Origin of the sequence: Mesorhizobium sp. 1B3 (assembly GCF_050958605.1) — a bacterium.
GTDB lineage: Bacteria > Pseudomonadota > Alphaproteobacteria > Rhizobiales > Rhizobiaceae.
The window spans coordinates 513,133-527,778 of sequence record NZ_JBJHDO010000005.1 but is presented as its reverse complement, the minus strand read 5'-3'; the positions used below and the strand labels follow the sequence as shown (position 1 = coordinate 527,778).

Annotated in this window: 13 protein-coding genes; 2 read left to right on the top strand and 11 right to left on the bottom strand. The window is 62.6% G+C overall.

All coding sequences use genetic code 11. From position 1 onward, the window contains the following. Window positions 1-44 precede the first annotated feature (44 nt). Together ACCO56_RS17180 and hglS are read right to left on the bottom strand one after the other, a co-directional pair. On the bottom strand, window positions 45-1,469 hold the full coding sequence (locus ACCO56_RS17180) for an FAD-binding oxidoreductase (protein ID WP_433641999.1): 1,425 nt from the start codon (window positions 1,467-1,469) through the stop codon (window positions 45-47). Beyond that, the gene (gene hglS, locus ACCO56_RS17175) at window positions 1,469-2,863 is read right to left on the bottom strand and encodes a 2-oxoadipate dioxygenase/decarboxylase HglS (protein WP_433641998.1); all 1,395 of its coding nucleotides are present in this window, start codon (window positions 2,861-2,863) and stop codon (window positions 1,469-1,471) included. Before hglS ends, ACCO56_RS17180 begins: the two co-directional genes overlap by 1 nt. Before the next feature lie 110 nt (window positions 2,864-2,973). Between hglS and ACCO56_RS17170 the strand changes: the two genes are divergently transcribed. Beyond that, window positions 2,974-3,870 (top strand): LysR family transcriptional regulator, encoded by an 897-nt coding sequence (locus ACCO56_RS17170; RefSeq protein ID WP_433641997.1) that lies wholly within the window; start codon window positions 2,974-2,976, stop codon window positions 3,868-3,870. A 166-nt stretch (window positions 3,871-4,036) separates the two neighbouring features. Here the strand turns inward: ACCO56_RS17170 and ACCO56_RS17165 are convergent, their stop codons facing one another. Further along, window positions 4,037-4,429 carry a thiamine pyrophosphate-dependent enzyme gene (locus ACCO56_RS17165; protein WP_433641996.1) on the bottom strand — a complete coding sequence of 131 codons (393 nt, stop codon included), beginning with the start codon at window positions 4,427-4,429 and terminating at the stop codon, window positions 4,037-4,039. 382 nt (window positions 4,430-4,811) lie between these two features. Between ACCO56_RS17165 and ACCO56_RS17160 the strand changes: the two genes are divergently transcribed. Beyond that, window positions 4,812-6,410, top strand: a complete 1,599-nt coding sequence (locus ACCO56_RS17160) for a PucR family transcriptional regulator (protein ID WP_433641995.1) — start codon at window positions 4,812-4,814, stop codon at window positions 6,408-6,410. Between the two features lie 35 nt (window positions 6,411-6,445). Here the strand turns inward: ACCO56_RS17160 and ACCO56_RS17155 are convergent, their stop codons facing one another. The 8 genes from ACCO56_RS17155 to ACCO56_RS17120 form a co-directional block, all read right to left on the bottom strand. Further along, a complete protein-coding gene (locus tag ACCO56_RS17155) occupies window positions 6,446-7,198 on the bottom strand; it encodes a fumarylacetoacetate hydrolase family protein (RefSeq protein ID WP_433641994.1) in 753 nt (250 codons plus the stop codon). An 18-nt stretch (window positions 7,199-7,216) separates the two neighbouring features. Then, the gene (locus ACCO56_RS17150; protein ID WP_433641993.1) at window positions 7,217-8,029 is read right to left on the bottom strand and encodes a sugar phosphate isomerase/epimerase family protein; all 813 of its coding nucleotides are present in this window, start codon (window positions 8,027-8,029) and stop codon (window positions 7,217-7,219) included. Continuing rightward, window positions 8,026-9,240: a UxaA family hydrolase gene (locus tag ACCO56_RS17145; protein WP_433641992.1), complete on the bottom strand. Its 1,215-nt coding sequence runs from the start codon at window positions 9,238-9,240 to the stop codon at window positions 8,026-8,028. The genes ACCO56_RS17150 and ACCO56_RS17145 overlap by 4 nt, the downstream gene beginning before the upstream one ends. Window positions 9,241-9,253: 13 nt before the next feature. Further along, window positions 9,254-9,541: a UxaA family hydrolase gene (locus ACCO56_RS17140; RefSeq protein WP_433641991.1), complete on the bottom strand. Its 288-nt coding sequence runs from the start codon at window positions 9,539-9,541 to the stop codon at window positions 9,254-9,256. Window position 9,542: 1 nt separating this feature from the next. After that, window positions 9,543-11,153 carry a dipeptide ABC transporter ATP-binding protein gene (locus ACCO56_RS17135; RefSeq protein ID WP_433641990.1) on the bottom strand — a complete coding sequence of 537 codons (1,611 nt, stop codon included), beginning with the start codon at window positions 11,151-11,153 and terminating at the stop codon, window positions 9,543-9,545. A 5-nt stretch (window positions 11,154-11,158) separates the two neighbouring features. Next, window positions 11,159-11,971, bottom strand: a complete 813-nt coding sequence (locus ACCO56_RS17130) for an ABC transporter permease (RefSeq protein WP_433642032.1) — start codon at window positions 11,969-11,971, stop codon at window positions 11,159-11,161. 23 nt (window positions 11,972-11,994) lie between these two features. After that, on the bottom strand, window positions 11,995-12,945 hold the full coding sequence (locus ACCO56_RS17125; RefSeq protein ID WP_433641989.1) for an ABC transporter permease: 951 nt from the start codon (window positions 12,943-12,945) through the stop codon (window positions 11,995-11,997). A 92-nt stretch (window positions 12,946-13,037) separates the two neighbouring features. Continuing rightward, window positions 13,038-14,609: an ABC transporter substrate-binding protein gene (locus tag ACCO56_RS17120; protein ID WP_433641988.1), complete on the bottom strand. Its 1,572-nt coding sequence runs from the start codon at window positions 14,607-14,609 to the stop codon at window positions 13,038-13,040. Window positions 14,610-14,646 lie beyond the last annotated feature (37 nt).

Here is a 14,646-nt window from a genome sequence, read left to right as displayed (position 1 = left end):
GACATTCACCTTTCCGTTTTTCTTCGTGAGGGCCTTTGCCTCAATCATCCAAGTCGCACGGCACCAACAGCGCCGGGCGACGTTGCCTGTCTGAACTGTGCCGCCATCTGCTTCAGCCTTTGCGAGGTGTAGCGATCGTAGAAATGCTGGTTGCGGCGGCCGAGCCCATGTTCGGCGCTGAAGCTGCCGCGATGCTCCTCCACCGCGATTTCCGTCACATAGGTGCGCAGACGCGTGGCGAGATCGATGTCGACGCCGCCATCCGGGTCGCGCGGCACCACCAGATTGAAGTGCACGCCGCCGTCGCCGATATGGCCGAAGTCACAGATCTCGGTCTGCGGAAATTCGTCCGCCAACATTGCCACCATGCGCTCGCGGAACCGCATGACTTCGCCGCGACGGAAGGCGAGATCGAGCCCGACGACATAGCCGGCGGCCTTGGCGCCTTCCGACAGGCTATGCCGCAGGGCCCACATCTCGGAAGGGGCGCCGATAAAGGCGTCGAGCAGCAGACCGCCGGGCAGTTCCCAGATATCGGCCAGTATTTCCTCCAGCACGGCGTCGAGCGGCTGTTCGCCCGCCCTTTGCGCCCATGAACGGGAGAGTTCGACGAGGATGACATAGGCGGGGATGTCGCCGCCCGGAAACGGATTGCGCAGCGATGGCACGTGGGCGAGCGCGTTCAGGATCGCTTGTCCCGACATGCCTTCGAAGGCGCTGACGTAGGTGCCGGCACGCTCCTCGATTTCATGGAGCAAGGGAAGTGCCTCCGCGCAGCCGCGTGGCACCAGATAAGCCGTGGCCGTCTGTTTCGGCAGCCGCTCCAGATTGAAGGTACATTCGGTGACGATGCCGAAAGCGCCGCCCGTGCCGATGAAGAGCTGCTTCCAGTCGGGGCCGGTATTGTCCTTGCGCAGGCCCGTACCGCATTCCAGCACCGTGCCCTGTTCGTCAGCCAGCACCAGTTTGAGGCTCAACGTGTTGCGGCGCACGTCACCAAAGCGCAGGAAGCGCGCCCCGCCCGTATTGGTCGCCGCCATGCCGCCGGCCATGGGATCTGCGCCGAGATCGATGGGGAAAAACAGGCCGTGCTGTTCGAGCCGGGCGTTGATCTCGGAAAGCCGAAAGCCAGCATCGACACGCAGGCTGCGGTTGTCGGTATCGAGTTCGAAGGTCGAGCGCAGGCGATCGAGACTGAGCACGCCCTGCACGCCGCTGACATCCGGCGTCGAGCCGCCGACGAGCCCCGTATTGCCCGCCTGCGGCACAAGCGCGATGGCGTTGCGGACGCAATAGGCCACCGCTTGCGATACGGCCTCGATGGAAGCCGGCCGCGCGACGAAGGCGGCGCGGCCGCCATCATAGCGCGCGCCGCTTTCGTAGGACACGATGTCGGCGGGTCGGGTCAGCAGACCTTGCGGGCCGAGCAGGGTGCTAAGCCGTTCGATATGTTCGGCGCCAATTGTCATCACGCGGCAGCCGAGATCGCCCTGACGGCGGCGAGACACTGTTCGATGGAGGTTCGCTCAATGCCAGCATAGTGATCGAACTCATTGAGTACTTTCGCACTGAGCGCCTTCTCGAACAGCTTCTGGTTCGGGCTCGCCACGAATTCCTGCACGGCGTCGTCGCCGAGATTGGACTGGAAGATGCCGGCCGCGGAGACGGGCAGGAAATCCTCGTAGACGATCGGATCGAAGCGCACCGCGCCGGCCTCGATCAGGGCCTCGATGTCGCGTCCGGCGGGGTTCGAAAGATTGGCGTCCGGCACGATGGAATAGAGGAAATAGCCGAGTCCGGCCTTGCGGATGTCATTCCATGCGTCAGGAAAGGCCGCGAAGCTTTCCTGCAAGGCAGCTCGGTAGGACTGTGCGTTGGCGCCGTCCGCAGCCGGGCGGACTTTGGCGCGCGCCTCGTTGAGCAGTCGGTCGTACAGGGCACGGCCCTTGGGCGTCAGCGCGATGCCGCGCTGCTCGATTTCGCCGAAACGAGCGGTGTGGGAGCCACCGGTGAGCTCGCCTTCTGCGTCGGGAAAGGAGACGCGTTCCTCGATCGCCTTGAACGAGGTCTGGCGCAGCAGGATCGGGCAGGCGCGGCTCGGCGGGCCTTCGACCACAGCCTTGGGCATGATACCGCGCCTCGGCATCTCGTCCTGCACCGCGTCGATATCCAGCGTGCGCGGCGTGAGATGGTTGATGTGCGGCCCCTTGAACGAGACCACGTCCGCGATCAGGCGGTGGGCGGCGTGCAGGCGATCGTAGAGCGGCCGGTCGACGCTCGCCACCTCGTGCCAGCGGAAGGTGTTCAGCACCTCCGCCACGAAGCGCTCGCCATCGGCTTGCGAAAGCCCACCGTCGCGCTCGGCCTTCTCCACCAGCGTCACAGCCTCATCCGAAAAGATGCGCCGCGCGACAAGAATCTCCTGCGCTGCCGCGCGCAGCTCCGGGTCGTCGATCAGGTCGAGCCGGAGCAGCGAAGTGAACACCCGGAACGGATTGATCTTCAGCGATGCCTCGCCCACCGGACGGAAGGCGGTGGAGTGGACCGGCACGCCAGCCTCGCTGAGGTCGTAGTAGCCGACCGGGAACATGCCCATCACGGCGAACACCCGGCCCATCATGGCAAGCTCGGCCGCGGTGCCGAGGCGGATGGCGCCGTGCCTTTCCTCGCAGATTCGATCCAGTGTCTCCGTGGCTTGGAGGCTGATGCGCAACTCGGGCTGCTTGTCGAGCGTCGCTTCGTTGACGTCTGCAACAAGCTCCATCAGCGTGCCGTAGGCCGGCACTTCCTGCCGGTACATGACCGACATGGCCGCCGAGAACGCGGCGCGGATGGCATCGCTGGACATGAACGAGCTGGACATGTGGTTTTCCGATCTTTCCAAGGATGGGGACTTGATGCGTAGCCGATGGTATATCCCGGCCAAACAGCCATGAATTACGCTGAATCCGTCTGACTTGATGCAGAAATGCCATGACCCTTTCGCGCACTCTGATCCCCGACCTCGGCAAGCTGCAAGCCTTCGAAAGCGCCGCGCGACATGGCAGCGTGACCCAGGCCGGCCGTGAGCTGAATCTCACCCAGAGCACCGTCAGCCGCCAGATCAGGGAACTGGAAGTGCAACTCGGCGTGCCGTTGTTCGAACGGGTGCGCCAGCGCGTGGTGCTTTCGGAGGCCGGCCGCCGGTTCCTGCCAGATGCGCGCAAGCTGCTGGAGCAGGGTGAGGCGGCGATGCTGCGCGCCATGGCAGGGTCCAAGGCGTCTCTGCTGCGCCTGGCCACCCTGCCGACCTTCGGCAGCCGCTGGCTGATTCCGCGCCTGCCGGGCTTCCTGCGGGCGCATCCGGACATCGCGCTCGACATCGCATCGCGCTCCGCGCCTTTCGATCTGGAGGAGCAAGGCTTTGATGCCGCAATCCACTACGGCCAGCCCATTTGGGCGAACGCCACCTGCCGCTACCTCTGTCAGGAGGTGATCGTGCCGGTGGCAAGCCCGGCGCTATTCGGGGGCGGACAACCGGAAAGGCCGGACGATCTGGCCCAGGCGCCCCGGCTGCATCTCGCCACGCGCCCCAAGGCATGGGCCGACTGGTTCTGCATGACCGGCGTGGATGCGGTCTCCGCCTACCAGGGCCACCGTTTCGATCAGTTCACCATGATGATCCAGGCAGCGGCCGCCGGGCTCGGCGTGGCGCTCCTGCCGCTCTATCTCATCGAACAGGAGCTTCAGGCCGGGCAACTCAAGGTCGTGGCCGATATTCCGCTGGCGACTGAGAACGGCTACCACTTCGTCATACCAAACGGAAAGCTTGACCACCCGGCTGCCAACAATCTCTATCGCTGGATCGCTGAACGGGTCGGCGGAAAATGATACGGCAAGTTGTCTCAAAAAACTCAGCAAGAGTGGCCTGGCGGACATGTCTGCAACTCTTGGCGGCGGGTGGACGCACAAGCTGCGGGCGGAAAACGAAGGTCGCATCGCGGTCGCTCGGCACCCAAAGTGGCTGGCACACGAACGCTCCTTGAATACGCGGAGATCAACAGAAGCGCACCTCGATGAGAAAGGGGCCATCATGAATCAGGGCTTCGGACATGGCCCCGCGCAATTCCTCCAGCGTGTCGACTGACTTTGCTTCGACCCCGAAGGATTTCGCCAGGCTGACCCAGTCAATCGCCGGACGATCGAGCGAGAGGATGTCTATGGCGGTCGGGCCAGGATTAGCGCCAACCTTGGCATACTCTCCCAGAAGTATCGAGTACTTCCGATTGTTCAGCAGAAGCGTTGTGCAGCGCAGATTCTCGCGCGTCTGCGTCCACAGCGATTGCAACGTATAGGCCGCGGACCCGTCCGCCTGAAGCGAGACCACGCGGCGGTGGACCTGCCCGATCGCAGCAGCTCCGACAGCCGCCCCCGTCGCCATCGCAGCCATGGGAAAATCTATCGGCCGCTCTCGATCACCCAGACATTTGCGCGCCCGCCAGAGCGGCGCATGCGGCCTCGCGTGGGTTCAGGCCTGGGTGCGGTCGGGTTATCCTGCCTGGCCATGCCTTCGTGTCCGACTATCCGGCCTGGATACCTCGATAGGTCCGGCCTTCCCATTTATGCCGGTGGCAGACGGGACAAGCTCGCCTCGAGACTGGTCGTGCCCGACTGGCATATCCAGTCGGTTTTCATAGGGATCCTGTGGACCAGACCAACGCCACGTTGCACGGATCGAATTCTTCCCCTTGTTTGGAGTGAACCTATGGACCACTGAAAGGACAACGTTGCACTATGGCGCACACGCCCGAAGTCCTCCTTCCCGAGGCCCCATGCTGAGCCTGCGCGAAATGCTGGATTGGAAAATCCTTTCCGGCCACACGATCATAGCCGGCGCCGGCTCACTGTCCGTCGATGTCCGGTCTGTCACCGTCATCGATGCGCCTGATGCGGTCAACTGGGTAAAGCCGCACGAGTTCGTCGTGACTAGCACCTATCCTGTGCAGCAAAGCCCAGATGCGCTTGTGGTCCTGATCGAGCAGCTCGCGGCGCGCAATGCGGCCGGTCTTGGCGTCAAGCTGACCAGGTATCTGCGCGAGCTTCCCGACAATGCGTGCGGCCGCGCGGAAGAGCTTGGATTTCCGATCATTTCCTTGCCGGGACCGTTGGCGTGGAGCGATCTCATCGGCAAGGTCTTTGCCCATGGCGGGCGGCAGCAGGGCAGGGAAGCGGCCCATCTCAGCGCCATCTACCGTGCCTTTTCTCAGCATCGCACGGGAATTGGGTCGCTGCGAGACCTATTCGAACTGGTGGCCGGCTTCGTCAATCTGCCGGTGGTGCTTGCCCTTGAAAATGAAGCTGGCTTGCAACTTGAAAGTCGGGGAGTCACCGCGGCCGAGGCCGAAACGCTGGCCGAAGCGCTCATCGACGGTGCGGCGACCGGTGCCCAGCCGGACGACATACCTCTGCGCGTGACGGTCGGCGGTACAAAGGTTGCCGTGGCGCGTTCGGGAATGGGGGCGAACGGCGGCGGCATGGCGGCTGTTATCGAGCGCGACCAGAGCGCTTCAGAGCCCGACCTCGAATGCTTGCGCCTCTCCGTAGACCTCCTGCAGGCGCTGGTCGACGTAAACGCCGGCATGCGCGCAAATCTTGCGAGCAATGCGAAACTGCTCGGCGATCTACTTGATCCGCTTCTCTCGCGCGAAGCTAAGAATGTTCTCATCGCCAAGGCCCTGCCTCCGGCAAATGCATGGCATACGGTGGTTGCCCGCATTTTTGACGCCGATACCCTCGATGGCGCGCTGCTCACGCTGCGCCTTCGCCAATTTTCGCGGCGCCACAAGGCCTTGCTACGTGAGGAGGAAGATGGCAGCGAGTATGTCGTTGCCGTGCCAGCCCCAGGCCTCGACCCCCGCGCCAGCGAAGCCGTGCTGCGCGAACTGCATCAGGTGTTCGAGCGGCAACTCGAATATACGCCCGGCTTTCTCTATGGCCTTGGCCAGTCCGGGCCGGCCGCCCTGTCCGAGGCGGCTACATTGCGGCACGAAGCCAACCAGGCGATGACCTTCGGCGTAAGGCTAAACGGCTTCAATCGCATGAGCCGGCATGAGGATATGCTGCTGCTGCGGCTGCTCGCGCATCCGTCCGTCATCGAGGAAAGCCGACCCGGCTTCCTGCGGCTTCTCGAACCGCTGTTGGTTATGGGCGAGCAGGGAACGACGCTCATGGAAACGCTGAAGGTATGGCTGCGGGAGGATGAAAGCATGCCCCGCGCCGCGGAGCTTCTGGGGCTGCATGTCAACACCGTGCGCCAGCGGCTTGAGCGGTGCCGCACGATTCTCGGTCTGACCGATTTCAGGACCGATACGCGGCTTCGCCTTTACGCAGCACTGCAGTTGCTTCCCCTGCTGACGAACGCGGAGGGCTGACGCGGAAACCTACCTGCCAGCCCTCTGCGCGAGGCTCATTGGACAGTGTTTTCCAGCTTTCCGATCCCCGAGATTTCGATCTCGATCCGGTCGCCGGACTTCATCGGGCCAACGCCGGAAGGCGTGCCGGTGATGATGACGTCGCCCGGCTCCAGCGTCATGATCGAGCTGACGAACTCGATGATGAAGGAAGTTGGGAAAATCATGTCCGCAGTGGTGGAATCCTGCCGGAGTTCGCCGTTCTGGAACAGACGAATGCTCTGGGTGTCGGGGCTCAACTCCGTCTCGATCCAGGGGCCAACGGGCTTGTAGGTATCGAACGACTTGGCTCGGGTGAACTGCTTGTCCTTGAGCTGGAGGTCGCGGTTGGAGACATCGTTGGCGCATGTGTAGCCCAGAATAGCCGATGCCGCCTCCGCTGCCGCAACGTTGCGCGCGCGCTTGCCGATGACGATGGCGAGCTCGGCCTCGAATTCGACGCGCTGCTCGAGGCTGTCCAGAACAATGGCCTCGCCTGGGCCGATGATTGCCTGCGGCGAGCACATGAACAGCATCGGCTCATCGGGCAGCGGCAGGCCGGATTCTCGAGCATGCAGAACGTAGTTCAGCCCGACGCAGACGAGCTTGCCCGGTTTCACCGGAGCAAGAAGCTTCACCGCCTCAAGCGGCAGAGCATCCGGGGCCGGCGCAATCTCTCCGAAGGGCCCTTCGGGCAGGGCGCGCACCCTACCGTCTTCGAGCAGGCCCCAGTGCTCCGCGCCATTGTGGGCAAAGCGTATGATCCTCATGGCAATTTCCTGTGTGAGTCAGTGTTTGTGGTAATGTCCATTCAGCCAGCGGATGGACTGCGCCATCGCCGTTTTGGCATCGGGAATCTGGAAATGTTCAGCGGTGATCCAGCCGTCGTAGCCGATCGCGTCGAGATCGTTCAGCGCGGCCGCAATGTCCCATTCGCCGTGCCCGACAGCCTTCCGGTCGCTGTCGCAAACATGGTAGTGCCAGAACAGGTCGCCGGCTTCGGCAACGCTCTCGCGATGGACCTCGCCCTCTATGGTGATGTGGGCCAGATCAAGCATCAGCCCGATGTTGGATCGGCCGAGCCGCCGCACGAAGCGGGCGGCTTCGGCCGTACGCATCAGGAAATTCGCATAGTGGCGGTTGACCGGCTCCAGCACGATGCGGGTTGTGGGGCGTGCATCGGCGGCCGCCTGCATGCCCTCGCTCACCCAAGCCTCGGTGCGGGCTGGCTCTATGCCGTCCTGATACCGGCCGCGCATGCGTCCGACATTGACCATCGCTCCGAAGCGGGCGGCCAGATCCATGGCGGCAATCATCCGCTCCAGCGTCTTGGCACGGCGCGCCGGGTCGGGATCGGCCAGCGAAAGCCCGTCCTCGCCATAAACCTCGCCGGTGCAGACCGCCGGCATGGCAAGGCCCGCATCCGCAAGCTGCCGCTCGATCAGCCCATGGTCGATGGCGCGGGGGTCGCGGACAAGGAGTTCCACGCCTTCATAGCCCAGTTCCCGGATGCGTGCGAAACAGGCCGCTGCATCTCCCTGGATCGCGGTGACATGTGCAGGCGCCACTTCCGGTGTGGCGTACATATAGGCCAGCTTCATTGCATAAACCCGAGATCGTTGCGCTTGATCATCTCGGCATGGATGACCTCTTTGCGCAGCACACTGACATTGGGGATGGCGAATTCCTGAATCTGAAAATATTCGGCCTTGGCCTTCTCGCCGCGTGCCGTGCGCATCACCAGATCGACTAGTTCCTCGCCGACCTGGCGCAGCGACTTCGTGCCCTCCAGCACGTCGCCGGCGCTGATGTCGATATCATCGGGCATTTCACGGAAAACGCGGTTGTTGGAGCTGACCTTCAGCACCGGCGCGATGGCCGAGCCGGAGGGTGTGCCCTTGCCCGTGGTGAACAGCACCATATGTGCGCCGCCGATGATCTTGCCGGTCACGGAAGAAATGTCGTAGCCGGGCGTGTCCATGATGATGACACCCTTCTCGCGCGGCGTCTGACCGTAATCGACAACCTCGGTGATTGGGCGCGTGCCGGCCTTGTAAATGCAGCCGAGCGACTTTTCCTCGATTGTGGTCAGTCCTCCCTCGATGTTGCCGGGCGAAATGAACAAGCCGCTGTCGTCCTCGGTGGTCATCGAAAGTTCGATTTCGTAGGCCTTGATGCGGCGCATCAGTTCATCACGCACGTCCGGCGTCTTGCCCCGGCGATAAAGCACGCTTTCGGCCCCGACCATTTCGGTCAATTCCGACAGGATCACGGTTCCGCCGGCGTCGACAATGATGTCGGCGGCCTCGCCGACGGCGGGATTGGCCGTAAGTCCCGAAAAGGCGTCGGATGAGCCGCATTCGAGGGCGATGATAAGTTCGGAAAGATCGCCTTCGTCTGTCTGCTGCGTCGCCAGCTCGGCCTTCATGCGCTCCACGATCTCGACGCCCGTTTCGGAGGTCGTCCGCGAGCCTCCTGCCTTCTGAACGACGAGCCGCTCGACCGGACGCCCGGAGGCCTTGATCGCATCGAACACTTTCGATCCGGACGCGGTTTCGCAGCCGAGGCTCACCACCAGCACCGCGCCGACATTCGGATGCAGGCCGTGGCCGATGAATGCCTCTTCGGTGGTCCGGTTTTCCTCTGCATCGAACGTGCAGCCATAGGGATGCATAAATGTCGCCGCCCCGGTTCGGTTGGAAATGTCCATCGCCACGCGATTGACGCAAGCCACGGTTGGAATCACAAGAACATGGTTTCGAATGCCGATGCGGCCGTCAGGCCGACGATAGCCCTGGAATTTCATAGCCATACTCCCTTCAGCCTCACGAATGACGCCGGGCCTTCACGCCCCAGCAATTGTGGACATGGACATGTCCACCCTCGGCAATGTCCTGCGTGGCTTCGCCGATCACCTCGCCATATTTGAGGATCTGCTCGTATTGGCGGATGGGCCGCACAGCCAGCTTGTGACCCGCGGGCATGTCGCCGAGCGCGGCGATCTCGCGCGGCTCGCCCTGTCCGGTGATAAGCACCGTGTCGCCGGTCGCGACGGCTCCCGTGAGCGTCGCGACATGATCCTGCGCGCGGATGAGAATGGCCGTTACCGGCATGTCAGGACACCTCCATAGGCGCTTCGTTGAACAGCATGGGGATCGCCGCTAGCAATTGCTTCGTGTAGTCGTGCCGTGGCGCGGAGAGCACCTCAGCCCCGGTTCCGGTTTCCACGATCTCGCCATTCTGCATCACCGCAATGCGGTCACACATACGCGCCGCGACCCGGAGGTCGTGGGTAATGAACAGCATGGCAAAGTCGAGTTTCTTCTGCAGATCCTCGAACAGGTCGAGCACTTGGGCCTGAACGGACACGTCGAGTGCGGAAACGGGTTCATCAGCAACGATCAGCACTGGATCCATGGCCAGGGCCCGCGCGATTCCCACGCGCTGGCGCTGCCCGCCGGAAAATTCGTGCGGATAGCGGGTGGCGGCCTCGGGCTTGATGCCAACCAGTTCCAGCAACTCCCGTGCTCGTCGCCAGGCGGCAGCCCGCGACACGCCCTGGGTCATCGGCCCGTCGGCAACGGCCTGCCCGATGGTCATCTTCGGGTTGAGCGAGGAGAACGGATCCTGGAAAATCATCTGAATGCGCCCGCCGCGATGCCCGCCGGGCCCGGCATCGGCAAGGATCAACTCTCCGTCGTCGGGTCTTTCCAGGCCGACCACGCATCGGCCGAGAGTGGATTTGCCGGAGCCGGATTCGCCGACGATTCCAAGCGTCGAACCCCGCTCTAGGTTAAAACTCACCCCTTTCAGCGCTTCCACCCTGCGTGGGGAGCCGAACAGTCCCGAAGACAGGAAATAGGTACGCTTGAGGCTCTTCACCTCGAGCAGGGGCGTCGTGCCCGTTGTTCTGCGCGGTGTGGCCGTGCCGGTCGGGATTGCGTCGATCAGTTGACGCGTATAGGCCGATGACGGGTTGCGCAGCACGTCTTTCGCCGCTCCCTGTTCCTCGATGCAGCCGTTGCGCATGACGACGACATCGTCGGCAATCTCGGAAACGACGCCGAAATCATGGGTGATGAACAGCACCCCAGTGCCGCGGCGCTCGCGAAGCGATGCGATTAGTTTGAGGATCTGAGCCTGGGTGGTCACGTCGAGCGCCGTCGTCGGCTCATCACAGATGAGCAGGCGGGGCTCCAGCATCATCGCACAGGCCGTCACCACGCGCTGGCGCTGGCCGCCGGAGAGCCGGAACGGATAGCTCTCATAAAGCTCCTCCACCCGTGGCAATCTGACATCGCGGAGCGCTGTCAATGCCCGTTGCCGGCGTTCGGCCGCGGACAGGTCGAGATGGATTTCCAGCACCTCCTCAAGCTGTGCACCGATCTTCATCAATGGGTTGAGCGCAGCCATTGGCTCCTGGAAGACCATGCCGATCTCGCGCCCGCGCAACTTACGCATGCCCACATTGTCGAGCTTCAGAAGATCGCGCCCGCCAAACAGGATCGATCCGGCTTTCGCCTCCAGATGCGGGCGCGGCAGCAGACCCGTGATGGCATCGGCAATAGTGGATTTGCCCGAGCCGGATTCGCCCACGATGCAGACCGTGCGGCCAGCCATCAGGCTGAAAGAGGCGTTCGAGACCGCCAGCGGACGATCTGCCCCCTTGGGCAGCGAGATGTCGAGATCCTTGACCTCGAGCAATGGAGCGGTGTCGGTTGACATTGCCTTCACCTGTTGCGCGAATGGATGTTGAGCGCGTCATTGAGCGCTTCGCCCAACACGTTCAGCGCCAGCACGGTTGCGGCGATGGCCAGCCCCGGGATTGTCGCCATCCACCATGCCTGGCGCAGCACCGTGCGCGAGGCTCCGATCATGAAGCCCCAGCTCATCTGATTGGGGTCGCCAAGGCCGAGAAAGCTGAGGCTGGATTCCAGCAGGATGGCAGTCGCCACCATCAGCGATCCCATGACAATGATGGGAGAGGCGACGTTGGGCAGTATCTGCCGGAACATGATCGCCCACGCGCTCTGACCTTGGAGCCGTGCCGCCAGCACGAAATCGCGGCTACGCAGCGACAGGAATTCCGCCCGTACGAGGCGGGCTACCGGAGGCCATGACACCACACCGATCGCCATCACGATGGAGCCTACCGAAGGCTGCAGCACGGCCACGAGCACCAGCGCCAGCGCGAAGCTCGGCACCACCTGAAATATCTCGGTAAAGCGCATGAGCGCGCTGTCGACGTGGCCGCCGCCATAGCCGGCGATGGCGCCTATGACGACACCAATGACGACCGAAACCACAGTCGAAACCAGCCCGATCAGAAGCGAGACCCGACCGCCCCACACCAGACCCGCGAGAATGTCGCGGCCGGTGGTATCGGTCCCTAGGGGAAAGCGCATATCGGTCATCGGCGGCAGGAAGGGGCGTCCGCCCATGGCCCAGGGTCCGCGAGGGAACAGCAACGGCGCCAGCAATGCTATGGCAACAATGCCGAAGATGACGATCAGCCCGATCCACACTTCCGTGCGGGTGAACATTCGGCGAAGGACGGATTTCCCGATCACAGCGCAATCCTCGGATCGATCACGGTGTAGATGAGGTCCGTGATGATGTTAAAGACGATGGCCAGAGCCGCCGCGATCAGGAAGGCGCCGAGCAGCAGGTTGTAGTCGCGCTGCAGCAGGGCATCGAACATCAGCCTGCCGATACCGGGCCAGGCGAAGACGGTTTCGGTCATGATCGCGCCGCCGACCATGTTACCCGCCTGCAATCCGGCAAGCGTCACCACCGGCAGAAGCGCGTTGCGCAGTACATGGCGAAACTGGACGCGGGATTCGGCCGCGCCCTTCGCGCGCGCCGTCTTGACGAACGCCATCTGGGCCATGGCCATCATGTTGGCCCGAGTCATGCGAGTGTAGACGGCGATGTAGAAGAAGGAGAGTGCCAGCGTCGGCAGTATCAGGTGCTTCGCGACATCCAGTGTCGCGGCCACCCCGGTGAGATTGGCACCAACGGAACTGTAGCCGAAAGCGGGCAGCCAGCCAAGCTGGATGGAGAAGACCAGAACGGCCATCAGCGCCAGCCAGTACATGGGAGCGGCATAGAAGATCAGGGCCGCGAAGCCAATCACCCTGTCCGTCCAGCCGCCGGGGCGCCGGCTGGCCAGCACGCCGAACCCGATCCCCACCACGAGCGAAAAGACAAACGCGCACAGCGTCAGCAGCAGCGTCGCGGGCAGTCGGTCGGTGATGAGCTGAGCGACCGTCTGCTGCTGGCGGTAGGAAAAGCCGAGGTCAAGGGTGGCGATGCGCGAGATATAGGTCCACCACTGCGTGAATAGTGGTTGGTCAAGCCCGTACTGGATGCGCAAAGTCTCCAGGAAATGCTTGTCGACCGCGCCTGCCTCGCCCGCCATCACCGCTACGGGATCGCCTGGCGCCGCGCGGATCAGCAGGAAGTTTAAGGTGGCTATGACAAAGAGCGCAACCACGCCCTGTACCAAGCGGCCCAACAGAAATCTCAGACGATCCACATTCTTCGCCTCTGGCTAGCTGCATGCTTGAGCAGCCCGGACGACCGGGCTGCGTGCCGGCATGCTCGTCCCTATTCGATCCGGGCGCGCCCCAGACTGTCGTTGAGGCCGACCGCCGACGAGATCAGGTTCTTGATGTTCGAGCGGTAGATGGTCGGCCAGATCATCTCGAACAGCCAGGCAAGCGGAACTTCCTCGGCGATAAGCGCTTGTGCGTCCTGATAAATCTTGGCTCGTTTCTCAGGATCGATCTCGCCCGCACCCGCATCGAACAACGCATCGAGCTCTGCGTTGGAAAATGCGGAGACGTTGTTCCACGGTGAGCCTTCTATGATGTTGGACGTCGTGTAGAGTCGGGCGACACCCAGCGCCGGGTCGCCATATTGCGACATATAAGAGAAGGCAATGTCGTAGTCCTTCTCGCCGAGGCGCTGGTTCCAGCCGGCAACATCCGTAGCGGTGAGTTCAACCTGAATGCCCGCCTCGGTAAGATTTTCGCGCGCGATTTCGGCAAGCCTCTGCCAGGTTTCGCCATATGGAAGAGGCAGCAGGCGGATCGGGCTTCCATCGTACCCGGCCTCGGAAAGCAGCGCCTTTGCCTTTTCGACATCGCGTGGATACTGCTTGATGTCTTCCGAATAAAACCGGGTAGAGCTGTTCCACGGGCTCGGCGCCACCTTGGCATAGCCGAAGAAGGCAATGTTGCGCATGTTCTCGCGATCGAGCGCGTACATGATTGCCTGCCGGACCCGCTTGTCGTCGATCCACTTGGAACCGTTGTTGAGCCACAGGAAGCATTGCGATCCCTGGAATTCCCAGCCCTTGGTGGTGATCTCGGAATTGGGCAGTTCGGCAAGCCGCTGGATGTCGAAATATTCGACCGCGCCCCCTGGCAGCACGTCGACCTTGCCGGTCTCATAGGCGGTTGCACGGCTGGCGCCATCGGGGATGACGTGGAAATAGACTGCATCGATGGAGGGGACACCCTCCTCGTGATAGTTCTCGTTGGCGACCAGCTTGAGATAGGAGCCGCGCTGCCATTCGTCGAATTTCAGCGGTCCGGTGCCGATCGGGGCATTGTTGACCGGGTTGGTGTTGTAATCAGTGCCGTCATAGAGATGCTTGGGCAGCATCGGCATGGAGCCGACCTCGAAAGACTGAATGAAGGGCGCAAAGGGATGCTTCATCTTGAAGTCAACCTTGTAAGGCCCGTCAGCGGTGATGCTCTCCACGGCATTCAGAAAATTGCGGACGCGGGGATGGGTCTCGCGCAGCATTTTGTCGACGCTGAAGACCACGTCTTCCGACGTGAACGGCTTGCCGTCGTGCCACAGCACGTTTTCCTTCAGCTTGAAGGAATAGAACATGCCGTCGGAGGCTTCTTCCCAGCTCTCGGCCAGCAACGGGTGCGGCTTCAGGTCCGCGTCGAAACGCAGCAGGCCTTCGAAGATATTGCCGCCGACCATCTGCGAGGGCACGTTCTGGTAGATACCGATCATGATGCCGGGCGGCTCCGGCTGCACCACCACGTTCAGCACACCGCCTTTGGCCTGTGCCTGGGCCATGAGGGGAATGCCGCTGAGCGCTCCCGCGCTGACAGTGGCGGCGGAAATTTTCAGGAATCGTCGACGGTCGAACAACATTGAAACTCCTCCTAGAAGTGGGTTGATCCCCTTTACG